This is a genomic window from Muricauda sp. SCSIO 64092, from assembly GCF_023016285.1.
Classification (GTDB): domain Bacteria; phylum Bacteroidota; class Bacteroidia; order Flavobacteriales; family Flavobacteriaceae; genus Croceivirga.
In genome coordinates this window covers 4,022,141-4,046,814 of the sequence record NZ_CP095413.1, presented here as the reverse complement: position 1 = coordinate 4,046,814, position 24,674 = coordinate 4,022,141, and the positions used below count along the sequence as shown (strand labels likewise).

Annotated in this window: 12 protein-coding genes; 11 read left to right on the top strand and 1 reads right to left on the bottom strand. The window is 42.9% G+C overall.

Annotated elements, in window-relative coordinates:
- Window positions 1-11: 11 nt before the first annotated feature.
- The 10 genes from L0P88_RS16925 to L0P88_RS16880 all read left to right on the top strand — a co-directional run bounded on the left by L0P88_RS16925 (window position 12) and on the right by L0P88_RS16880 (window position 10,591).
- The gene (locus L0P88_RS16925; protein ID WP_247131103.1) at window positions 12-827 is read left to right on the top strand and encodes a 2,3,4,5-tetrahydropyridine-2,6-dicarboxylate N-succinyltransferase; all 816 of its coding nucleotides are present in this window, start codon (window positions 12-14) and stop codon (window positions 825-827) included.
- 200 nt (window positions 828-1,027) lie between these two features.
- Window positions 1,028-1,840: a glycosyltransferase family 2 protein gene (locus tag L0P88_RS16920; protein ID WP_247131102.1), complete on the top strand. Its 813-nt coding sequence runs from the start codon at window positions 1,028-1,030 to the stop codon at window positions 1,838-1,840.
- A gap of 134 nt (window positions 1,841-1,974) precedes the next feature.
- Window positions 1,975-3,024: a hypothetical protein gene (locus L0P88_RS16915; RefSeq protein ID WP_247131101.1), complete on the top strand. Its 1,050-nt coding sequence runs from the start codon at window positions 1,975-1,977 to the stop codon at window positions 3,022-3,024.
- An 80-nt stretch (window positions 3,025-3,104) separates the two neighbouring features.
- Window positions 3,105-4,217, top strand: coding sequence for a glycosyltransferase family 4 protein (locus L0P88_RS16910; RefSeq protein ID WP_247131100.1), 1,113 nt, complete (start codon window positions 3,105-3,107; stop codon window positions 4,215-4,217).
- Window positions 4,217-5,302: a glycosyltransferase gene (locus tag L0P88_RS16905; RefSeq protein ID WP_247131099.1), complete on the top strand. Its 1,086-nt coding sequence runs from the start codon at window positions 4,217-4,219 to the stop codon at window positions 5,300-5,302. The genes L0P88_RS16910 and L0P88_RS16905 overlap by 1 nt, the downstream gene beginning before the upstream one ends.
- Window positions 5,295-6,059 (top strand): glycosyltransferase family 2 protein, encoded by a 765-nt coding sequence (locus L0P88_RS16900; protein WP_247131098.1) that lies wholly within the window; start codon window positions 5,295-5,297, stop codon window positions 6,057-6,059. Before L0P88_RS16905 ends, L0P88_RS16900 begins: the two co-directional genes overlap by 8 nt.
- Window positions 6,060-6,289: 230 nt before the next feature.
- Window positions 6,290-7,711 (top strand): CCA tRNA nucleotidyltransferase, encoded by a 1,422-nt coding sequence (locus L0P88_RS16895; protein ID WP_247131097.1) that lies wholly within the window; start codon window positions 6,290-6,292, stop codon window positions 7,709-7,711.
- Between the two features lie 186 nt (window positions 7,712-7,897).
- The gene (locus L0P88_RS16890) at window positions 7,898-8,911 is read left to right on the top strand and encodes a COX15/CtaA family protein (protein ID WP_247131096.1); all 1,014 of its coding nucleotides are present in this window, start codon (window positions 7,898-7,900) and stop codon (window positions 8,909-8,911) included.
- A 41-nt stretch (window positions 8,912-8,952) separates the two neighbouring features.
- Window positions 8,953-9,447: a plasmid pRiA4b ORF-3 family protein gene (locus L0P88_RS16885; RefSeq protein ID WP_247131095.1), complete on the top strand. Its 495-nt coding sequence runs from the start codon at window positions 8,953-8,955 to the stop codon at window positions 9,445-9,447.
- Between the two features lie 85 nt (window positions 9,448-9,532).
- A complete protein-coding gene (locus tag L0P88_RS16880) occupies window positions 9,533-10,591 on the top strand; it encodes a nucleoid-associated protein (RefSeq protein WP_247131094.1) in 1,059 nt (352 codons plus the stop codon).
- Window positions 10,592-10,791: 200 nt separating this feature from the next.
- Here the strand turns inward: L0P88_RS16880 and L0P88_RS16875 are convergent, their stop codons facing one another.
- Window positions 10,792-11,868: a hypothetical protein gene (locus L0P88_RS16875; protein WP_247131093.1), complete on the bottom strand. Its 1,077-nt coding sequence runs from the start codon at window positions 11,866-11,868 to the stop codon at window positions 10,792-10,794.
- 191 nt (window positions 11,869-12,059) lie between these two features.
- Between L0P88_RS16875 and L0P88_RS16870 the strand changes: the two genes are divergently transcribed.
- On the top strand, window positions 12,060-24,626 hold the full coding sequence (locus L0P88_RS16870; RefSeq protein WP_409557687.1) for a T9SS type B sorting domain-containing protein: 12,567 nt from the start codon (window positions 12,060-12,062) through the stop codon (window positions 24,624-24,626).
- Window positions 24,627-24,674 lie beyond the last annotated feature (48 nt).

The following is a 24,674-nucleotide window of genomic DNA, read 5'->3' as shown; positions in this document are numbered from 1 at the left end:
AAAACAAAAACATGCACGAACTAAAGACCACCATTGAAAATGCTTGGGAGAATAGGGAATTGTTGAAGGAAAGCAATGTCCAGGATGCCATTAGGCAGGTAATAGAATTGATCGATCAAGGAAAACTGAGATGTGCGGAACCCAATGGAAATGAGTGGAAGATCAACGAATGGGTAAAAAAGGGGGTAGTGCTTTATTTTCCAATCCAGAAAATGGAGGTTTTGGAAGCGGGCATTTTTGAGTACCATGATAAAATTCCCTTAAAAAAGGGATACAAGAAAAAAGGCATACGGGTAGTTCCCCACGCGGTTGCCCGGCACGGTGCCTATATATCCCCGGGTACCATTTTAATGCCCAGTTACGTCAATATTGGGGCTTACGTGGATGAAGGTACCATGGTGGATACCTGGGCCACTGTTGGGAGCTGTGCGCAAATAGGCAAAAACGTACATTTAAGTGGTGGTGTTGGTATTGGAGGGGTACTGGAGCCATTACAGGCATCCCCGGTCATCATAGAGGACAATGCGTTTATTGGTTCACGTTCCATAGTGGTTGAGGGCGTTCGTGTGGAAAAAGAAGCCGTTTTGGGAGCCAACGTAGTGCTTACGGCTTCAACCAAGATCATTGATGTCACCGGAGACCAACCTTTGGAAATGAAAGGTAGGGTACCAGCCCGTTCAGTTGTTATACCAGGTAGTTATACCAAAGAGTTCAATGCCGGAAAGTATCAGGTTTCCTGTGCGTTGATCATTGGAAAGCGTAAGGAAAGCACCAATAAAAAAACCTCGCTCAATGATGCGCTAAGGGAATATGATGTAGCTGTGTAAATGCCGAAAATATGAAAATCCTATTGTAGAATTTGAAAAGCACATCATTTTAGGCAACCTTTTTTAAGGTGTGACATCTATGGAATGTATGAAAATTTAATTACGCTATGTGTCAGATTTTTTACATAGCCAACAATTTTTTCATAGGTTTCATGTTATAGTTTTATCATGCCAAACAACCAAAACCAAAAAGGCTGATTTTGAGTACCCCAAAGCAAAAATTATCAGCACTAATCATCACCTACAATGAGATGGGCTACATTGAAAAATGCATAGACTCCATTTCCTTTGCAGATGAGATTATTGTTGTCGACTCCTTTAGTACCGATGGTACCTATAATTATTTAGCAAACCACCCCAAAGTGGAGGTTGTTCAGCGACCATTTGTCAATTTTACGGACCAAAAATCCCATGCCCTGAAATTGGCCACCAATGACTGGATACTCTTTGTGGATGCCGATGAAGTAGTTACCCCTGACCTACAAAAAGAAATTCTAAATACCATAAACAGCAAGAACAGCTGTGAGGCCTATTGGTTTTATAGAAAGTTCATGTATCAAAATAGGCCTTTGCATTTTAGTGGCTGGCAGACCGATAAAAATCATAGACTGTTCAGAAAAAGTAAGGCTCATTTTACCAGCGAAAAATTGGTTCATGAAACGCTACAGGTCAATGGGAAATCGGGTAAATTCTCCGCAAAGTTGACCCACTACTGTTACAAGAACTATGCCGACTACAAAGCCAAGATGTTGCACTATGGCATCCTTAAGGCGCAGGAGGCAAAACGTAACGGCAAACGGTTCAATTATCTTAAAATGATAGGCAAACCCATCTGGAAATTCCTATACAACTATATAATAAGGTTGGGGTTTCTGGATTCCGGGAGGGGAATCAACATATGTTACCTCAATGCCCTAAGTGTTTACAAACGTTACCATGAACTTAAACGTTTGGAAATCCTGCATAACTCCGCGAGCTACCCCAAAATTGTTGGAAAGCATAAATTGGCCTAACTTGAAGCCGCAATAACTTTTTTACGGATCGGTCCAAAGGATCATCCGTGCCATTTATTGCTATGCGGAAAACAGCTCTTTTGCCCCGCCGATCGTAACTTTGCATTTCCTTGTATGCCAAACACACCCATTTGATGAAAATTGCCTTGGTTGAATTAAGTAAAAGTCATGAAGAGTGTATCTATAGCCAAGTACAATTTCTAATAAGCCAAGGCTATAAGGTGGATCTCTATCTTAATCCAAAATTAGAACCCCAAATTTCCGAATATGGACAGGACTGCAATGCGGTTTTTTTTATTGAACCAAGGCACAATCTTCCTGGGAAACTCCTTCACGCATTCCAATTTGCCAAAACCCTTGGTGGATATGAAAAAGTAATTTTTAATACCGCAAGTTCCAGTAAATTACTTCGCAATACGGTAATCCTTTTAAAATTTTACAAAGTCCAGTGTTTTGGGATACTGCATAACATCAAAAGACTCGAATCGAGCTTTACCCAATCCTTGATTTCAATAAAAATCAAAAAGTATTTTGTCTTAAATGACTACCTGAGGAAAAAGGCCTCCGGTAACGAAAAAATACACCTACAAAGTTTTTACCCTATTTATTTTCCCAACTTCCCATACGTTCTAAAGAAACCAAAGAAGGAAGTTTGGTTGGTAATCCCCGGAAGTATAGATTATTACAGGCGGGATTATGATAGCATTATAAAAGCGCTAAAAAAAAGTGGAAAAGTCAAAAACCTTAAGATTATTCTATTGGGTAGAATAAACGAATCCTCCAAAGACCACGGAAAACTGTGGGAAAGCATCTCAAACAATAATTTGCAGCATTATTTCGTAACATTCAAAAGTTTCATCCCAAATGATGTTTTTCATGCGTATATTAAACAGGCCGATTTCATTGTGCCGCTTTTAAAATTGGATAGTGATTATTTGACCTACAAAATATCGGGAAGCTTCAATTTAGCTTTTGCCTATAAAAAGCCCTTACTATCGCATAAGTTTTTCAGTGCTATTCCGGATATCGCTGCAAATTCCATCTTTTATGATTCAGAGACACTGGGCCATCTATTGGGGTCCATAAAAAACATTGAGATCGATCCAAAGGATTTCTATTCCGATAAAAAATGGGATTTTGATTTTCAAAAGGAAAAATACATCGCCTTTTTGAATACAAAATAATATTTTGAAAACTGGCTTTCAATGGTTGAAAGGAATTACAAAAGAAATAGTAGTTTTATGCCATAAGATTTTCCATAATCATGAGGATAGGCTATGATGCCAAACGAATTTTTCACAACCGTACGGGTTTAGGCAATTACGGTAGGGACATTATTCGCATTTTAAACGAGTATACCCCAATTGAAGAGTTCTTTTTGTTCAATACAAGACGGGCGGCAGTAGATAGTTTTGTTCCTTCTGTAAAGACAACTGTTGTTTACCCTAAAAACTGGTTTTGGAAAACTTTCCCCTCCCTATGGAGGTTATTTGGCCAATGGAAACAAATAAAGTCCTATAAACTCAGTGGTTTCCACGGTCTCTCCGGTGAAATTCCAATTCAATTTTGGGAGTATGATATCCCGAAGATTGTGACTATACATGACCTGATTTTTTTAAGTCACCCCCAGTATTATAAGGTTTGGGATAGAATCATTTACAAACTTAAGTTCAGATATGCGGTGAAAATGGCAGATCATGTCATTGCCATAAGCGAACAGACCAAATCCGATATCATAACGTATTTCAAAACAGAGCCCAATAAGATAACGGTCATCTATCAAGGATGTAATGATGCCTATAAACAGTCCTACGGTGATGAGGAAAGGGAAGCTGTTCGGAAAAAGCACGGTCTTCCCAAGGAATATATCATTAATGTAGGAACGCTGCAGGAACGTAAAAACGTACTCCCGCTTATTAAAGCCATACACGGTACGGATTACCATTTGGTGCTTATAGGCAAGAATAAAAAATATGCCAAAAAGCTTTACTCTTATGTTGAAAAAAACGGCCTTCAGAACCAGGTTTCCTTTTTGAAAAATATTGATGTAAAGGAATTGGCCATCCTGTACCAAAACGCCACTGTTTTCTGTTATCCTTCAATCTGTGAAGGTTTTGGCATTCCCATTATAGAAGCCATGTACAGTAAGACTCCCGTTATTGTCACAAAAGGCGGTTGTTTTCCTGAGGCCGCTGGACCGGATGCCATTTACATTGACCCAAAAAATGTAGCGGATATAAAGGAAAAGCTGGAATGGATCTTCAATAATCCGGAAGAAAGGAAAAGAATTGCCGAGAAAGGGTATACCTATGTGCAGCGTTTTTCCGATGACAAAGTGGGTGAAAACCTGATGAACCTCTATAAAGCTATTCTCTAATGGGCCGTATCTGTTTTTTTAATACTGCCATAGCTTGGGGCGGGGGTGAAAAATGGCATTTGGAGGTCAGCAGTTATCTACATGGAAAAGCGCACAATGTGTTGGTGGTTGCCCACGGAAAAAGTGAGCTTCTGAAAAGGGTTAAAAAAGCCCAAATTCCATATGAGGCAATTGAAATCAATAACCTCAGTTTCCTGAACCCATTAAAACACCTTAAAATAAGAAAACTCCTCAAGCAGTATGACATAGACACCATAGTAATGAACCTGTCCCGGGACGTGAAGGTTGCAGCACCAAGTGCAAAGGCCGTAGGTGTTAAAAGCATTATCTATCGCAGGGGCAGTGCCATCCCTATAAAAAATACCTTCTTGAACAGGTATTATTTTAAGTCAACCATTACTGATATCCTCGCCAATTCCGAAGCAACCAAAAAAACGGTACTACAGAACAATGCCAATCTATTTCCCAAAAACAAGATAAAGGTTATATATAATGGAGTGGAAATTCCACAGAACATTGAAAAAAAAGAATATAAAGAATCGGCAAAAAGATCGGAATTTACCATCCTCACCCTAGGTAGGCTGGAGGCTCAAAAGAACCAGAAATTCCTGATTCATTTGGCCAAGGAACTCTTGGAACGAAAGTTGCGATTCAAAATTCGTATTGGAGGTGAAGGGAGATTACGGGAAGAACTCGAAAAACTGATTGTTGATCTAAAAGTTGATGGCCATGTAACATTGGCAGGATTTATAAAAAATCCTATGGAGTTTCTCGATAATGGTGATATTTTTGTGTTACCATCATTGTGGGAAGGATTCGGTTATGTCCTAGCAGAAGCAGCCCTTTGCAAAAAGCCCATCATAGCTTTTGACACCAGCAGCAATCCAGAATTAGTAGTAAACAATAAGAGTGGTTATTTGATTTTCCCAGGAGATATCAAAGGCTTTGCCGATGCCATTGAAAATCTGTACCGTAGGCCGGAATTAGCAAAAAAAATGGGGGAAAAAGGATTTGAATATGTTAAAAGTCATTTTGACAAAAAGAGAAAACTGCAAGAAATTGAAGTGTATTTGTTGAATGGGTAAAAAAAGAGAAAAGGTTTCTGCATTGCTTATCACCTATAACGAGGAGCAAAATATTGGTGAAGTTTTGGAAAATCTAGGTTTTGCGGATGAAATTATAGTTGTGGATTCCTTTAGTACGGACAGGACCATAGACATCATTAAAAAAACCAAGGGGATACAACTGATCCAAAGGGAATTCAAAAATTACACCGATCAAAAGCAATTTGCACTGCAACAGGCAAACAATGATTGGATACTTTTTTTGGATGCAGACGAACGAATTCCCGAGCCCCTTAAGGATGAGATTTTAGAGGTCTTAAATTCAGAAAAGGAAACGGCATCCGCTTACTATTTCCTAAGGGTTTTCATGTTTCGGAACAAAGTACTTCGCTTCAGTGGATGGCAAACGGATAAAAACTACCGTTTCTTTAGAAAAAGTAAAGTGCGGTTTGCCCAAGAAAAAATAGTGCACGAAACCTTAATTGTTGAAGGTGCTTCCAAAACATTGAAAAACAAGCTTATCCATTATTCATACAATGACTACGAAAGCTATAAATCAAAAATGGTCAAATATGGCCAGATGAAGGCCCATGAGGAATTCAAAAAAGGGAAAAGGGCGCGTTGGTACCATTTTCTGGTACGTCCAACCTATAAATTCCTTAACCATTATGTTCTTCGTCTTGGAATTTTGGACGGTAAAAAAGGGGTTATTATCTGCTACCTAAATGCCCTGGGAGTATGGTCCCGATACAAAGAATTAAAAAAGTTGGCAGGGTAATCGCTCTATCTTCCAAAAATGTGCAAACACCAAAATGTTGAAAAAACAAGGTGATGATCGGAATCCTCTTGTTGGAAGTCCAGGTCACGTTTCTTAAAAAGTAAAGTGGCAAACGGCTATCTATCCATTGTAATGCCATGAAATACCGTGAAGTTCCACGTTCTTTTGCACACACGAATAATTGGCATTTGGATACCACTCTTATTCTGTAACCTTATCTTTGTCCCCCTATGGAAACCCACCATAAAACAGCTATTGAAAATCCCATCTTTAAAGTAGTAGGGGAAACCGCCGATGAGTTGAACGTTAAAGCCTTTGTTATTGGTGGTTATGTACGTGACTATTTCTTAAAAAGAGGTATTCCCAAAGACATTGATATTGTTGCCGTTGGAAGCGGAATTGCCCTGGCTCGGAAAGTAGCTTCAAAACTGAAAGGGAGACCAGAGGTAAAAGTCTTCAAGAATTTTGGGACCGCAATGTTGAAACATGGGGGCATGGAGTTGGAATTTGTGGGGGCAAGAAAGGAAAGTTATCAAAGGGATAGCCGTAAACCCATTATAGAGAACGGTACCCTGGAGGATGACCAAAACAGAAGGGATTTTACCATAAACGCATTGGCCATTGGACTGAACAAAAGCAATTATGGTGAACTCCTGGATCCTTTTAATGGTATTGCTGATTTGAACAGGAAGATTATCCGTACGCCCTTGGAACCTTCCATCACCTATTCCGATGACCCCTTGCGAATGATGAGGGCCATACGATTTGCCACACAATTGGATTTTGAAATAGAGCTAAAGTCCCTGAAGGCCATAACGGCCCTTAAAGACCGTCTACAAATTATTTCCAAGGAGAGAATAGTGGATGAAGTCAACAAAATCATAAGCTCCAAAAAGCCTTCAATTGGTTTTTCCTTGATGCACAAAACAGGGCTTTTGCCTTATGTCTTTCCGGAGTTAAGGGCATTACAGGGTATAGAAGAAGTTGAAGGGCAACGACATAAGGACAATTTTTGGCATACCTTGGAAGTAGTGGACAACATAGCCAAAACCACGGACAATCTGTGGTTAAGATGGGCCGCCCTGCTGCATGATATTGGGAAGGCGCCCACAAAGCGATTTCACAGGAAAATCGGTTGGACTTTCCACGGACACGAATTTGTGGGAAGTAAAATGGTGTATAAACTTTTCAAAAGACTGAAAATGCCATTGAACGATAAGATGAAGTTTGTCCAAAAAATGGTATTGCTCAGTTCGCGCCCTATTATCCTGTCGGAAGACCATGTAACCGACTCCGCGGTAAGAAGACTGGTATTTGATGCCGGAGACCATGTGGAGGATCTCATGACGCTCTGCGAGGCGGACATCACGACCAAAAACCCAAAAAAACAAAGAAAGTACCTGAACAATTTTAAATTGGTGCGCAAAAAAATACAGGAAGTCGAGGAGCGAGATCGAATCCGTAATTTTCAACCCCCCATTTCCGGTGGGGAAATCATGGAAACCTTTGACTTAAAACCCTCCAAGGAAATTGGCATGATCAAAGAGGCCATCAAGGAAGCCATATTGGAAGGGGAAATACCCAATGAGCACAAAGCAGCCCATAAATTCATGCTTCAAAAAGGTAAGGACCTGGGCCTGACCCCAAAGTAAGGAAAGATCGATCCCACCCAGCGGGGCAGTGATTCCTGTATAAGATCGATAATTCTTTTAGCGCTGTAGTTTTCCAAGCTTCTATCGTATTTTTGCAAAAAAAAATTGCTCTACGGGCCTTTCTTCCACAACCGCATTCTTGCCCAAAGGAAACTAAGGGTTCAACCGAGCTGCTAAAGCACCCAAATGAAAGACAACAGACCTATCGTTATTTGGTTACTATTGGGTTGTACCCTAATTTTTATTATGGTCATTGTAGGGGGTATTACCAGGCTGACCCATTCCGGGCTTTCCATTTCAAATTACAAATTGATAAGCGGCACCATCCCACCAATGAACGAACAGGAGTGGATAGAAGCATTTGATCTGTATAAACAATATCCCGAGTATCAAAAACTCAACACTCACTTTGACTTGGAGGATTTTAAGGACATCTATTTCTGGGAATGGTTGCACCGTGTCATTGGCAGGTTCATAGGATTGGTCTTTATTGTCCCCTTCCTTTATTTTTTAATTCGAAGGAAATTGGATGCCCCAACAATCAAAAAATGCCTCATATTATTGATATTGGGAGGATTCCAAGGTTTCCTGGGTTGGTATATGGTAAAAAGTGGTCTGGTGGACCGGCCGGACGTTTCCCATTATAGATTGGCAGCACACCTATCCACGGCATTTCTAACCTTTGCATATTGCCTTTGGGTGGCCTTGGACTTGATTTACCCAAAGAAGAAAGAAATTCAGAAACAAATCCGAAACATTGTACGGGTTGGTATTGTGCTACTTATGATCCAGATTGTTTGGGGTGCCTTTGTGGCCGGATTGGACGCTGGTTTTATCCATAACCATTGGCCCATGATGAATGAGGGAAAGCTAATTCATGAAACGGTCTATATAGAACAACAACCCGTGTTAAAAAACTTTATAGAAGGTCGCAGTGGAGTTCAGTTCGTACATCGCTATTTGGCCTATGTAGTAGTTGGTATTATTATTTTTATTTGGCTGAAAACCAAGAATATGCACTTGACATGGCTCCAGAACCGGGGAATTATGGCCTTAGTCGTTTTGGTAGGGATCCAATTCCTTTTAGGTGTGCTTACATTGATTTGGGCAGTCCCCGTATGGTTGGGGGTAGTACACCAAGTTGGCGCTTTCCTTTTATTGGCAGCTATGACCTTTACCCTTCACAGGTTCTCTAAATAACTTCTTTCTTGTACCTTTGTAGGCACCGAAAATTGTAATGGATGATTTACAAAATCAGGATAATTCTTGATGCTGAAGAGGATATTTTTAGGGATATTGAGATTGAGGAATCAAATACCCTGGAAGAGTTCCATAATGCCATTACCCAGGCCTTTGGTTTTATGGGCAATGAAATGGCCTCATTCTACACTTGTGATGAAGAATGGAACCAAGATGAGGAGATAGCCTTATTTGACATGAGCGAAAATGGTTCTGATGTCCGACTAATGAATGAAACTTCTTTGGACGACGTACTGACCGAACAAAGCCCTAAAATGATCTATGTTTACGACTTTTTGAGTATGTGGACCTTTTTTGTGGAGCTTGCCGACATTTCCGAAAAAGAAGACGGAAGGACCTACCCCAATCTCTTGTTCAGCTTTGGGGAACTACCGGATTCGCCACCTGATAAAAGATTTGAATCGGAACCCACCTTGGATTTTGATAACGAAATAGGCAGTTATGACGATTTGGATTTTGATGAAAATTGGAACTAAAGTCGGCCAGTACTAAAAACCATCCGTAACCTTTAACCTTTAACCTTTAACCTTTAACCTTTAACCTTTAACCTTTAACAAATAAATGCTGAACCTATACGCCGCCCAAATCGAAAATCTCTCCCTTCATCGCGTAGGGAACAAGAGCAGGAATGAATCCGTTTTTCTTTCGGAAAATCCCTATGCCCCAACCGATGAAATCTCAGCACTATTAAAGGAATACTTCTTTAAGCCTTTTCGGGAAAAGGAGGAAAACTATTTCAAATTCCGGCACGAGGTAGATGTTGAATTCAACGAACTTTATAAGGCAGTTTCCCAGATATTTAAAAGTCCTGCCCAGACTCATGAAATCTCAAAGCAAATTACCTCCCATCTCTTTGAGCAATCCAATCACCCCCATATCAAAAATGGGGAAGTCTATGTAGCCTATTTTTCCGATATGGTACTGGACAATCAAAAGGTAAATGCCATTGGTATATTTAAAAGCGAGCTAAAGCATGATTTTTTGGAATTCGAGGAACGTTCAAAAGATTTGGGGATATTGGTCCGTCAGGGAATCAACGTTAACAAACTGGACAAGGGCTGCCTAATTTTTGATGTGGAACAAGCGAACGGTTACAAGATACTTTCGGTGGATAGCAATCGTTACGACACCAAATACTGGCTGGAAAACTTTTTGGGGGTTGAACCGCTGACAGACGAAAACTTTTACACCAAGAATTATTTGAAATTCTGTCAGGGTTTTGCAAAGGATGTGGTACTACCTGCGGAGGATAAGCAACAGGAAGTGCTATTTATGAACAGGGCGGTAAACCACTTTGCCAAAAATGATGCTTTTGAAGAAAGCAGCTTTCTCAATGAAGTCATGGAGAATCCGGAACTGATCCCGGAATTTAAGCACTACAAAGTAGAAAAAGGACCTAAATACAGTATTGAGGACGTCTCCAATTTTGATATTGCCAACAAGGCGGTATCGGATGCCAGAAAGAAAATAAAAAACGTGATCAGTCTGGACACCAACATCCAAATAAAAATGGATTTTATCAATCCGGAGTCGGCTGAAAAATTTGTTGAAAAGGGCTGGGACGAAGAACGCCAAATGTATTACTATTTGGTATACTTTAACAAGGAGCAAAAGAGCTAAATTTCTTGACGTTAACCTAACCTCCCCACACCTAACACCTAACACCTAACACCTAACACCTAACACCTAACACCTAACACCTAACACCTAACACCTAACACCTAACACCTAACACCTAACACCTAACACCTAACACCTAACACCTAACACCTAACACCTAACACCTAACACCTAACACCTAACACCTAACACCTAACAAATCAAAACTTCTTCTCAATAATCTGTTTCATACTCACATCCTCATAGTTGCGCTTCACAAAATCCAGGGCAATTGAAAGTATGTCCCCCATGGAAGTGCTTTTTTTGAACTTCATATCCAACGTTAGTTCATAAATCTCACTCTTCAAACGGTCAATGTTTTCGGGAAGTGAAATAGAATCGGCCTTGGCAATTTCGGCCAATCGCCTAATTCGGTCTCCCGAACTCAAAATCCTTTTGGCCACAATAGATCGTTCCTCAATCTTATACTGATCCACGGAGTACTTCTGAAGTAAGGTGCGCACAAGTTCCACCATTTGAAAGTTCTCTTTAAAAAACTGTGGACGATAGATTTTTAGTTTTCCTTCAAAACATTGTTGGTCAAAATCAATGGCCCGTATCTTGTAAACCACATGATCAAAATCATGTACGGGCACAATAACGTAATTATAGGAACGCATATCCCCTAAAAGCCGAATCATACAACGTTCATTGAACTTCACAAATTCCTTTGCCAATTGGGATTTTTCGGATTTTGAAAGCGTTGGCAAAAACTCCTTAATGAAAACATCACCTGGAATACCGGCAATATGTTCTTCTATCAAAGTGTCCTTATATACCAAGAAGTTAAGATGGTGGGGGGAAAGCATATGCTCCAGTTCCAGTCCGTAAACACGACTGGCATCCGTCTTTTTCACATAAAAGTAGGTATAGTTGTCATTAAGGATGTTCCTTACTTTTATCCGGAAGGGTTTTGAATTCCCGAAGGTGCAAAAATCCACGGCATCCACGTTTAGATATTCCAGAATCCTATCGCTTCCATCGGAATGGAGAATGGAATACACTTTTTTAAGGCTCATATCTATCTCCTCCCGATCAAAGTCGGAATAATACACCCTGACCCACAGGGTGTCTTCACCATCGGCATCTTCAACCGCTATGGAGCCGGAAAAGCGCAACAGGTCATCATAAAAAATAGGGATTTCTATCTTTCGACTGTATTTTTCCAAATATTGATCCAAATCGGGACTTACCGGATAGGCCGGTTTTTTTTTGGACATTAACCTTTCTTGGGACATAGGGCTTTTTTTTTTCAGATTTCCAAAGATACAAAATGCCTGTAATCCTTTTATTACATGGTATTTATACGGAATCGCCAACCACATAACACCTCACCTTTACCACGTCTTTTTTCGGGTTGGCAACAATTATCTGTGTAAGCCAAATAAAGGTGTTTTTTTCGTAGTAAGGATTACTATTTCCGATGATTATGTACACAGACTTGCTACCAAAAGTTTCCTATATCAAACATGTTTTTTGCATACTTTTAGTTGTCTTGATCGGTCAATTTGCACAAGCCCAACTTAGTGATTTGCATTATTTGCCACCATTGAAACAAGGGCAGAATAATCAAGGGATTCGGGATCAAGCCATATACCTATCCACTCCGGAACCTACATCCTTTGTGGTAAATGTCTATCGAGGGACCAATGCAGCCCCTTGGAGAACATACAACATTGACAATACTAATCCAGCAATAATTGATGCTGGTGAAGGTCTAACGAATGGAGATAACAACATTACTTTGGTAAATAATGCCAACACAGGGGTTGTTTTAACCAACAGTGGTCTTCGTTTTGAATCCCCGAGTGGAAATCGATTCTATGTAAATTACCGAGGTTTCTCCTCGTCACAGGCAGCCTCTTTAACCGCAAAGGGAAGACAGGCCATGGGCACCCATTTTAAGTGGGGCGGTGTTCCCAACTTAGGGAACCATCCTTCAAAGTCGAATACCCTGGGGATTATGGCCACAGAGGACAACACTACAATTAACCTTTTCGGTTACGATCCGGGATGTCAATTCCGTGTGGGAAACAATGTTGCAGGGATAACGGATAATACGGTTACCATTACCCTGGATGCCAATGAATCCTTTGTTTTTGAAACCTACATAGGTAACTCACCCACCTTGGCCCATGAAAGAGGATGGATCGGCGCCTCCATAGAAGCTGACAAAGACATTGTAATTAGCAATGGTTCAATCAACTACGGTAGGCAAGTGGGGGCAACCAACCGCGATGCGGGTATTGACCAACCTGTTCCTGAAAACCGTTTGGGAAAAGACTATGTATTCATCAGAGGTAATGGTGCCTCCAATGGATGGACCGAATTTCCACTTCTTATTGCAATTGAGGACAATACACAAATTTTCGTAAATGGCAATCCAACTCCTTTAGCTACATTGAACACCGGTGACTTCTTCGAGATTCCCAGTAGCTACTATTCGTCAAATAACGTGGGAGCCAACATGTTTGTACAAACCTCAAAAAATGTTTATGCCTATCAATGTCTCGGTGGAGATTCAAAAGCTTGGACCCAAGGGTTGAACTTTGTAGCCCCGGTCAACTGTTTGTTGCCCGATGTCATGGACAACATTCCGGATATTAGGAACATGGCAGGTGCTACCGTTACCGGTGGGATGACCATTATTGCCGCGGTCAATACCCCTGACGCCAATATTATTGTGGAGGATGGGAACGGCCCGGTTACTTTACCTGCCTCAAATCCGGTTGCAGGTTCCGCTGACTGGAAAACCTTTTACATTCCTAATCTGAATGGTAATGTAAGTGTACAATCGACCGGACCAATGGCCATTGGATTTTTTGGTTTTGATGGAAATAGAGGTGTTGCAGGTTATTTTTCCGGATTTGATACCGTACCTGAAGTAATTTTGGAAATTCGTGGTGGTACGGGCTGCTTTGTTGGCTCGGAGATTTTTGAAGCCACGGAAAGTTTTGATGCCTATCAATGGTTCCGGGACGGACAGTTGATTCCCGGTGCCAACGCGGCAAATTATGCGCCAACCATTGCCGGTGATTACTATGTACGCGGCACCAAAGGGCCATGTACCTACGATAGTAACACCATTCAAGCCCTTTACTGTGATCCCGATATTATCCTGGATAAAACCGTGGACAACAATGAAATTATGGAAGGGGAAACGGCCACATTCACCATTCGAGTGCGAAACTTAGGTGCTGGACCTGTGACCAACTTGCAAATCACCGATAATATTCCCACAGGACTTACCTTGATCAATGCCTTTACCATTTCAGGAACTTGGAGTGGCAATACTTGGAACATTGGTACTTTGGACGGCGGGGATGTCGCGGAATTGGAACTTGAAGTACGTGGGGATGAAATCGATATTCTACCGCTACTAAGCCTTACCAATACAGTAACCAATACCCAAGACCAGACAGATACCAATACCACTCCAGATAATCCAACCGCTTTAATAACGGTCCACAACGATTCGGATGATGATGGTATTCGCGATATCACGGACCTCGACGATGACAACGATGGCATTTATGATGAGGACGAATGCGATACCTTGGCCTTTACTATTGCCAACGGAGCATCCCATAATAGTGCCCTGGTCAGTGTTGACAACTATTTGGTCATGGATGTCTTTAGTATCGATAATTCATTCAACCTTGACGTTAACGGCAATGATGTGGCCGGCGAAGTACAATTTCAATTAGGGGAACCGGGAAATTTTGCCCGTTTTTATGACGGCACGACCTACGGCGAAGCTGGAAATCCGGACATATGGACGATAACTGGTACCAATGGCACCCCCATACTTAGGGTTGTCATTGACCAAGCGGGCCAATTTGAGTTGTTTGGGACAAGGTCAACAAATGGTCCATTGGAACCTATGGTTCTGGATACCCCTCCCACTCCAATTAGTTGGAACTCCTTGGGGAACAACACCATTACCATTGGCCAAGATGTTGTTGGTCCTACCAATATGAGAGGGGTATTGCTAACAGCTGGTTGTGATACCGATTCCGATGGCATCCCGGACCATTTGGATTTGGATAGTGATGGGGATGGCTGTAGTGACGCCAATGAATTTTATAAGGACAATAATGCAGATGGTGGTGATGGCGGAGAATACGGGACTGGAACACCTGTAGTGGATTCAACCGATGGAACGGTAAATGACGCCTCTTATATTCAGGTTTTTGCCCCGGAAATTATACTGGGAAATACCTCGGAAGATTTAGGAGGGACCAATATTAATGGACAGGGTGTAAGTTTGGGACAAGCTTTTCAATATGTGCTTCGATTTCAAAACACCGGTGATGACAATGCCGTCAACTATTCCATAAGGAACATTCTCCCCAATAATGTAACCCTTGACAATGTCAATGTGGTGAATGCACCTGGCGTTACCCATACCCATGACATCAACACCAATGAAATCTCCTTTCAGGTTCCGGACAATTTGGTGGAAGTTGGCGACCCGGAGTATACCATCAGAATATTTGTAACGCTTTCCGGTAACTGTTCCGACTTTGTGGATGCTTGTTCCGATACATTGGAGAATAGGGCGTATTCCACGTATCAAGGCGTGCTGAACCCTTCTACCTTCACCGATGAAAACGGTGCCGGTTCCGTATCTGCCTGTAGCGTTACACCAGAGGTTGCCACAAACACCATCCTGGACGATTTGGCCAATTGTAACACTGCCAGAACGGTACAATTGTGCGGTGCCGATGTACTACTTACCGCAGGTTCTGGGTTCACAAACTATACATGGGCCTTGGATACCAATGGTAACGGACAAATTGACGGCTCGGAAACGCCGATTGACGACGGTGACGCAGATGGCGATCCAAGTACACTTTTGGTAACCGATATTGGTAATTACATTGTTGAAAAAACCGGGGCCACGGGCTGTTCGGATGCTACGGAGCTCATCACCGTTGAGCGTTTTGGCACAACGCAGACAAATCCCATTATAGGATTCTTCAATCAAGTCAACTCGGATAGTAATCCCGATAATGATCTGCAGGGCGAAATCGTGACCTGTTCCATTGATGGGGATTTATTGCCAAAAATCTTCTTATGCGGAGCAACTGATGAAGCTACCATTCAATTGGGCATAACGGATGCCGACAGCATTGTTTGGCAACGATTGGATGAAACCAGTTGTGCGGATACTGGAGATGATTGTGCCAACAAAAATGGAACCTGCGCGTGGACGGACCTGGCTACCCAGAACAATTTTACGGTTACCGATAGTGGTGAGTACAGGGTCGTAATCAACTATCAAAATGGATGTTTCAGCCGTTTTTTCTTCAATGTGTTCAAGAACACACTGGATATCGATCATAATGCCTCGGATATTCTTTGTAGTACGCCAGGTAACATAAGGGTAACCAATATTGGTTCCGGTTATGGATTCCAATTGGTGGATGCCGTTAATGACAACATCATCGTTCCCTTCTCCGATGATAACGGGCCTAACTTTGATATCACCACAAGTGGTACTTACAAGGTACAGGTCACACCACTAAATCCAGTGACAGGAGACCCAATTGCAGGCAGTTGTATTTTTGAAACTGCAGATATCGGCATCCTGGAAAGGGACTATCAAGTAAACATCACAACCACTGCCGCAGAGTGCAATGCCTTGGGCGCTATAGGGATACAGGCACTTAACGTACTTCCCAACTATGCTTATGAACTTCGTCTGGACGATGGCAGCAATGGTGGTCTGGGGACTTTTGTTGATAGCCAGGTAGCATCAAATGACAATACATACACCTTTAATGATGTCAACCCTGGAAACTACATTGTGATCACTACCACGGATGATGGTTGTTCAGATACGCAGAATGTAACGGTTGGGGAAGTTCCAGAACTGACATTGGACGCCGTGACCACCTCGGATATTACGTGTAACGCGGGTGTAATTACCTTAACTCCAAACGGTGGAAGTCCCAATCCTGATTATGGGATGGCCATCTGGGCAAAAGATGGCGTACCATTATATGCCACCCCTGCTGATGTTCCCAATTCCGCCAAACAAAGTACAACCAACTTTTTGTTTGGTTATCGAGGTACACCAGAAGCGTATTTTCCAAATGAAGACGGTGACTATCAATTCATAGTTTTTGATGGGAATGACTGTAGCGCATTTTCCAACGTAGTAAGCATACAAGATCTGGGAACGGTTTCCATTTCAGCTTCCCATTCCGCTATTGTTTGTGCCGATTCGGCTACTTCGACCTTAACGGTAACCGCAACAGGGGGGACCGCCCCTTATCAATACAGTTTGGACGGCGGTACCACGTATCAAATGGCCAATACGTTTGTTAATCTGCCCGCTGGTTTCTATACCATTACCGTAATGGATTCCAGTGGTACACCTACATCCAGATGTATTGAAACCTTGGATTACGAAATTGACCAACCCTTTAGATTAACCGCTTCTGCAGCTATCGTGGAAGATGCCTCCTGCAGCTCAAGTGGGGCATTGGTCAAGATTCTGAATGCCAGTGGTGGGCAAGCCCCCTATGAATATAGTTTTGATGGCGGAAGCAGTTTTGGAACGTTAAATGAAAGAAACCTGTTATCTGGAAACTACCAATTGGTGGTAAGGGATGCCCTGGGCTGTACATTTCCTATGGACTTGACCGTTCCAACCGTTGCTCCAGACCCAAATTTATCTTATACCATAGACTATGATTGCAATGGCCTGGGAACCATTACCGTTTCATCATCGAACACTACCGATTTTGACTATACGTACACCGTACCTCCTACCTGGACGGTCAACAATAATATATTTAGTGATGTGCCGGATGGCACCCATACCATAACCGTAGGGTATTCCAGCACTATAGCTCCGAATCAAACTACCTTGTTCTTCGAAAATTTTGGAGCCGGTCCAACTACCCAGATAGCAGAAATTGGTTCCGATTATTGTTTTGAGCCCCAGGACGGTTCACTTACCAATTGTAATAGGGGTCCCGCCGGAATTCTGGTGAACGGGGAGTACACGGTCACAAATTTTGTAACCAATCCTGTTTCTTTTTGGACAAGTCCACAAGATCATACTGGGTTGACCGACGGTAGATTTTTGTCAATAGATGTAAGTACCTTCTCGGATACCGGCAATCCACAACTGAATAATATTTTATGGGCAAAACGGGATATTGAAGTATTGCCCAATGAAGAAATCACCTTAAATTTCTGGGCTTATAACCTTATGAACCTTTCCGGAGTTGGGAACAACCCAGAAGTACTGGTTGAAATCCTGGACAATACGGGAACGGTTATTTACACTGAAGTAGCCCCGGAAATTCCAAAAAACACGGGCAATACCGATTGGCACGAACGTACCATAACCTTCAATCCAGGAGTCAATACCGATATTGACATTGTCTTTAGGACCAATGTAAACAGCAATGATGGCAATGATTTGATTTTGGATGACATTACCGCTTTCCAAATACCCGAGGTTTGTGAAAAAACACAGGATTTTACCGTAGTTATTCAAGCGGACCAGGCTTTTGAAGCACAATTGTTATCCACCATTGACCCAAGTTGTAATGGGATAGCTGATGGGTTTGTTCGGTTCGAAGTTTCCAATTTCACCGCAGGTGTTGGTTTTGAATACTCTTTTGATGGTACTGCCTGGACAACATCCATGACCTCACCAGTAACAACAGCTGCCAACCTGGCCGATGGATCGTATACCCTTCAAGTAAGAAAGCTGGATGATATTTCATGTGCAGTTTCTTTCCCGGTTACGCTTACGGAACCTTCAATAATTGTTCCTTCCTTGGCCCAAATAGCAGACTATACCTGTTTCAATACTGGTGGTACCTTGGAAGCTTCCGCTACAGGTGGCAACCCATCTTATGAATATCAATTGGAAACCTCAGGGGGAGCGATAGTGACCCCATATCAAACCAACGCCCAGTTCACCAATGTTCCAAATGGGGATTATGTGGTACGTGTGATGGACCAAAATGGTTGCGAAGTGGTATCCACAGCTCCGGTGACGATTATTCCTCCGGCAAATATTGCCTTTGATGTAACCCCAACGGCCTGTTATTCCGGAAGTAATGACGGGACTATTGTGGTCAATGTTACTTCAGGCAACGGCAACTATGAATTTAGAATTGATGGCGGTCCCTGGATTACACCTTCTCCTGTGGGAGCTACCAGTTACACCTTTACAGGCCTTTCCGCGGGAAATTATGATATTGAGGTAAGGGACCAATTGGGATGTCCCGATACACCAAACATACAGAATGTTGACATCAACCCTCAGCTTGTTGTAGCTATTGAAGTAACCCAACTAAGTGCCTGTAATGACGGTTTGATTAATGTAAACGCTACTGGAGGGAACGGAACGCTGCTTTATGCCATTGTACCAGCCAACACAAGTCCGGCAGGATTGTACAGCACAACAAATTCGCTGACCGTAACCGATGCAATGGCTACCGCAAATCCGGCGGGCTACGATGTCTATGTACAAGATAACAACGGGGGTCCGGCACTATGTTCTTTTGTGCAGGAAGATATTATACTAACACCTGTCGCTACCTTATCAGCAAACGCTGTTCCTACCGATCCGGAATGTTTTGATGGCCTTGGTGCCGTTGATGTTACCGTTGGTGGAGGAACTGCACCTTATACCTATGCCCTGGTCGATTTATCTCCCGCCGATGGTATTGATTATGGTAGGAGCAACTCAAACATTTCAACCACCACGCTTGCTTTCAACGGTATTGGCGTGGGTGATTATGAAGTGACCGTTACCGATGTGAATGGTTGTACGGTAACATCTTCAACAGTAACCATTAACAACGTAACGGAAATTACGGCAGATATAACACCCATATTGCCAGCTACGTGTACAAGTACGATTGAAAGCGAATTTGGTTTCGAATTTATAAACATAACCACTCCTTCGGGAACACCGGGAACTGTTGAATACAGTAATGATGGTGGAACAACATGGCAGACATCGACAGAGTTAAGGGGTTCTGTATCGAACCCAACGTTCTCCGGAACGGAGGTATTTCCATCCATAAGGGTTGAAGTTTCACCCGGAGTTTATTGTCAAAAGGATTTTGATAGGTATATCATTCCATTTCCATTGGATGATTTGGACATCACCATATTTCCCCAAGTATTGGACTGTAATGACTTACAGGTAACCGTACAAGGTAGCCGGGGGGATGATTCCATTGGCTACAGATATACCTATACGGATGATCCAGCCAATTTTGGTGCCTCTACACCGGTTTGGACCGCGAGAATTCCCACAGGCACTCCCTATACCTGGGCAAACATAGATCCAACAACACCCGCATTGCCCGGTTTGCCGCTACTGGTACCGGGAAGGACATACGTTTTCTATGTCCAAGATGGTTCAAACTGTATCCGTCAGAGTAATGTCAATGTAAATGAAGTGCCCTCTGTGAATTTGCCCATAGAAATTGCTACGGATGTCACACCGACTTGCTCAGGAGGAACCACGGGCGAGCTAACCTTTACCTTAACCCCTGATACTGCTTTTCCAAACATGCGTTGGGAAATCTATGAACTCGGCAATGCCACCCCAATTGAAGTAAGTGGTGGTGGCGCAACAGCAGTTAATGTTGGCTATAATAATACGATTACCTCTTCGGTTCCACTTTCCGAAGGAGAGTACTATTTGGAAATCATTCAGGTAGATGGTACCAACACCGACGCCTGTAGAGCGGCAAGTGAAAATGCCTATGTCCCGGAATTAGCTCCATTGAACGCTACCGCCGTGAAGACCAGGGATATTTCATGCAATCTGCCAGGATTAATAGCAATCAATGGTATTTCGGGTGGTGGTGGCGCCCCTTATACCTATGATGTGTCCGGCCCTGGAGGTTTAACAATAAATGGAACTACCAATAACCCCGTTGAGATTCCCGTAAACTCCCCTGCCGGTAATTATACGGTGACTTTATATGATCAGTATAGCTGTCCCTTGGTATTGAATACGGTGTCAATGAATTTAACGGCAGATCCTACCATAACATCAGTGACACAGGATAATTGTACTTCTCCAATAGATGTTACCGTTGTAGGGACACCGGTTGCCGGAAACCTTCGTTATGCCATGGTTTCAAATGGAGCCCCTGTTCCTACGGCCTTCGAAGATAACGGAGGGGTGTTCAGCAATGTTTCTCCAGGCACTTATGACATTTATGTCACTGATGACAATGGTTGTATTGCCTCACAAATTGGGTTTGTTGTGGAACCCGTTTTATCGGCAAGTGCAACACTCACAAAATTATTGGATTGTACCGCCTCAGCAGAGGCGACCATTGCCATAGAAATACTTGATGGTTCTGGAAATTACGAATACAGTATCACCAATACTGCTGGAGCTCCTGCCGTAACGCAAACCGTGGTTCCTGCCCATAGTTTTGACTACCAAGCACCTCTGGCGGGTGATTATACCATTACCATTTACGATACCAATACTCCGAGTAATCCAATTTGTGATAGGGTGTTTGTAATCAATGTACCTGATCGCGTGGAACCCGCACTCAATCCGGCCATAGTAACGGATGTCTCTTGTTTGGGAGCCGGTGACGGCAGCATTATCATTTCGACCACAAATGGGGCAGCGGCACCTTATACTTTCGAAATCACCGCTATGGATGGGGTCGTAACCAGCATTGCCCCCACAAGTACCACGGGCAATTCCGCAACTTTTACGGGATTGGCCCCCACCACAACCGCCGCTGGATACGTCATTACCGTCACGGGTGATTCCGCTACAAACAACTGTAGCGTAAACAGCCCCTCAATTACCATTTCGGAACCGAAAGCAATTACAGTACCCGCTCCAACGATTGTCGAATTTGGATGTACCTCGGGCAATACCACGAACAATGCTTCAATTACGGTTAACGATGTGGCGCCATTTGTCCAAGGAGGTAGCGGCAACTACATTAGATACGAATTTATTGAAGAGGACGACCCGAATACCCTAGCAGTGGAAACCCCAAGTACGGTTCAGTCCGGAACAAGTGCAACCTATATCGAAACCGACCCTGCTGGAGGTGTTTATACCATAAATGTTTACGATGATAACGGTTGTGTTGGGACCACTACGGCAACCATTGCCCCATTTGATGTTTTGGGAACACCTACCATTACGGTTGATGAGGACATTAGCTGTAATAACTCAGGAGAGGATATCACTATTGATATCGTTGGAAGTTTAACCAGCTATGCCACACATCCCGGAAATTATCAGTTTAGAATGCTACCCTCGAGTACATACCAAGCATCCAACCAGTTTCTGGATTTAAGCGCTGGTTCGCACACTTTTGGTATCCTGAATGTAAATACAGGATGTGAACAGGTCATTACACATTTGGTGGAAGAACCAAATACTTTTGATATCATCGTTGAAAAACTGGCCGACGTGGTTTGTTTTGGGGATGATGGCAGTATTCGATTGACCATGGTGGATGCCACGTATTCGAATGGATTCACTTGGAATATCTATAATACCAATGGCACCCCAACCGATCGTACGGATGATGGCCCTGTGTTTTTAACAGGTTCTTCGGCCAATCTTGGTCCCACGGTTGCCATTGCTGTGCCGGCCGGTGATTATTTGGTGGAAGTTGTTCAGGATGCCTTTCCAGAATGTAGTCAGGTACGATCCTTCAACATTGCTACCCCTCCAGCTTCAATCTCCCTCGACCCAATAGCCTTAACGGATGTAGGCTGCACCAATGATCAGGGTACCGCCCTGATTGCCCCAAGAGGGGGGCAAGCACCTTATACCATTGCGCTTACCCATGTAGGGAGTGGAACAACGACCACGGTAACTTCGGTAAACAGCCATTTGTTCCAGTCATTAACTGCCGGTGATTATGAAATCAGTGTTACCGATGCGTTGACCTGTAATGAGGTATTTACTGGGACTGATGCCTTTAGCTTGGTTCTCCCCGATCCCATAACCGGTACTGCCACCGCAAATAGTAAATTGGTTTGTGAAGGCGATACGGATGCTTCCATATCGTTCAGCTTAAACCCAAGAAACGTGATAACCAACTATCGGTATGTCTTGAATACCTATAATGACGCCGCGGGAAGCACATTGCTGAGTTCCTCGGTTTCACAGACCACACCAACCTTTAACAATTTGGGGGCAGGTTTCTATAGTATCTCGGTAACTGATGATATGGGCTGTACGTTTGAGACCGCCCCAGTCCTTGAAATTCAGGAACCCACCGGTGTGGAAGCATTATTGGTCACCAATCGGGCCATAAGCTGTCAAACCAATGCAGAGCTCCTTTTGGTAGCCTCTGGAGGTACCGCTCCATACGAATGGAGTTTGGACGGCAGTGCGTTTAATCCAATGAATGAAATGGTCACATCGGACACCCATTTGTTCCAAAACGTTCCGGCTTCCCCAGACAGTTATCGCTATTATATTAGGGACAGTTTTAACTGTATATCCATAGTGTCCAATGCAGTTGGTGTGGAGGCCATTGAAACCCTTACGGTCACTTTGGATACTTCTGCGGCACGCGTAAACTGTACTGGTGATAGCACGGCCCTAATTGACGCTGTTGCGGATGGTGGACTGGGCAATTATCAATTTGCATTGTTTAGAGATCAAGCGAACACGGATGAGGTAAGGCCCAATCAAACGGATGGCACCTTTGCGGACCTACCCATGGGCACCTACTACGTAAGGGTTCAAAGTGGGGATTGTGAGGTAGTTTCCGAACAAGTACTGATTGGTGAACCAACACCTTTGGTAGTCAATCCGACCATTACGGAGATTAGTTGTGCAGATGCCAATGATGGAAGTATAACATTGGACGTTCAAGGCGGTAGTGGTGATTATCAATTTGCCATTTCCCCCAATCTTAACCAGTTTGATGATGAAAACAGTTTTGATGAGCTTTCCCCCGGCGATTACATCGTAATTGTACAGGACGGTAATGGTTGTTTTGAGGTAGTAGAGTTTAGTTTGATAGCCCCCTCTTCCCTGGCCGTTACTTCAACAGTAACTGATGAAATCTGTTTTGAAAGTGCGGACGGTACGGTAACTCTTGAAATAAATGGCGGTACCGCACCATATTTTACCAGCTTGAACAGTAATGCGGACACCGATTTCAACCAGGATGTTTTCCAATATACGGATCTCACAAGTGGAACGCATGTTGTATTCATTAGGGATGCCAATGGCTGTGAAGTGACAGAGGTGTTCGAGGTAAGCCCCGGTGTAAATCTTGCTGGCGAAGCGATTGTGGAATATCCGTGTGATTCCGGGATAACTTCAAACCGGGTCAGTCTTTCATTTGAAGATCCATCCACTACGGGTAATTTGTTATACGGATTGGATACTGCAGACCCCGCCCAAATGGTCTTGGAGGGAACTTTTGAAGGAATTCCTGGTGGGGATCACTACATTACGGTAATGCACAGTAATGGGTGCACCAATACCTTTGATTTCAGTATTACGGAATTTGACCCATTGGGATTACAACTGACAGAAAGCGATATCAATACCATTACCGCATTGGCCACGGGTGGGTCGGGCAACTATACCTTCACCATTAATGATGAAACCCCAACCGATGATGCCGAGTTCTATATTACGGAAACAGCTACCTATACCATTACGGTTACCGATGAAAACGGCTGTAGTGTAACTGAAGAAATATTTATGGAATTCATTGATATTGAAATCCCCAATTTCTTTACTCCGGATGGAGATGGACATAACGATACCTGGGCACCAAGAAACATGGGACAGTACCAGAACATCTTTATCAAAATTTACGACCGATATGGAAGAACCTTATATCAGTTCAGGGGAAATGAAGACGATTGGGATGGCCAATACCAATTAAGTGATTTACCCACGGGGGATTACTGGTATATCATCAAATTGAACGGAATTGAAGATCAAAGGGAGTTTATTGGAAACTTCACCCTTTATCGCTAATCACAAAATACAACCATCTTTTACACCTGTTGGCCGTGATGGCCTGCA

What these genes read in the sequence shown, in the direction of transcription:
- L0P88_RS16925 (WP_247131103.1), top strand. Translation starts at nt 12, where the DNA reads ATGCACGAACTAAAGACCACCATTGAAAATGCTTGGGAGAATAGGGAA.
- L0P88_RS16885 (WP_247131095.1), top strand. Translation starts at nt 8,953, where the DNA reads ATGATTTACAAAATCAGGATAATTCTTGATGCTGAAGAGGATATTTTT.
- L0P88_RS16890 (WP_247131096.1), top strand. Translation starts at nt 7,898, where the DNA reads ATGAAAGACAACAGACCTATCGTTATTTGGTTACTATTGGGTTGTACC.
- L0P88_RS16915 (WP_247131101.1), top strand. Translation starts at nt 1,975, where the DNA reads ATGAAAATTGCCTTGGTTGAATTAAGTAAAAGTCATGAAGAGTGTATC.
- L0P88_RS16910 (WP_247131100.1), top strand. Translation starts at nt 3,105, where the DNA reads ATGAGGATAGGCTATGATGCCAAACGAATTTTTCACAACCGTACGGGT.
- L0P88_RS16900 (WP_247131098.1), top strand. Translation starts at nt 5,295, where the DNA reads ATGGGTAAAAAAAGAGAAAAGGTTTCTGCATTGCTTATCACCTATAAC.
- L0P88_RS16870 (WP_409557687.1), top strand. Translation starts at nt 12,060, where the DNA reads ATGTACACAGACTTGCTACCAAAAGTTTCCTATATCAAACATGTTTTT.
- L0P88_RS16895 (WP_247131097.1), top strand. Translation starts at nt 6,290, where the DNA reads ATGGAAACCCACCATAAAACAGCTATTGAAAATCCCATCTTTAAAGTA.
- L0P88_RS16905 (WP_247131099.1), top strand. Translation starts at nt 4,217, where the DNA reads ATGGGCCGTATCTGTTTTTTTAATACTGCCATAGCTTGGGGCGGGGGT.
- L0P88_RS16875 (WP_247131093.1), bottom strand. Translation starts at nt 11,868, where the DNA reads ATGTCCCAAGAAAGGTTAATGTCCAAAAAAAAACCGGCCTATCCGGTA.
- L0P88_RS16880 (WP_247131094.1), top strand. Translation starts at nt 9,533, where the DNA reads ATGCTGAACCTATACGCCGCCCAAATCGAAAATCTCTCCCTTCATCGC.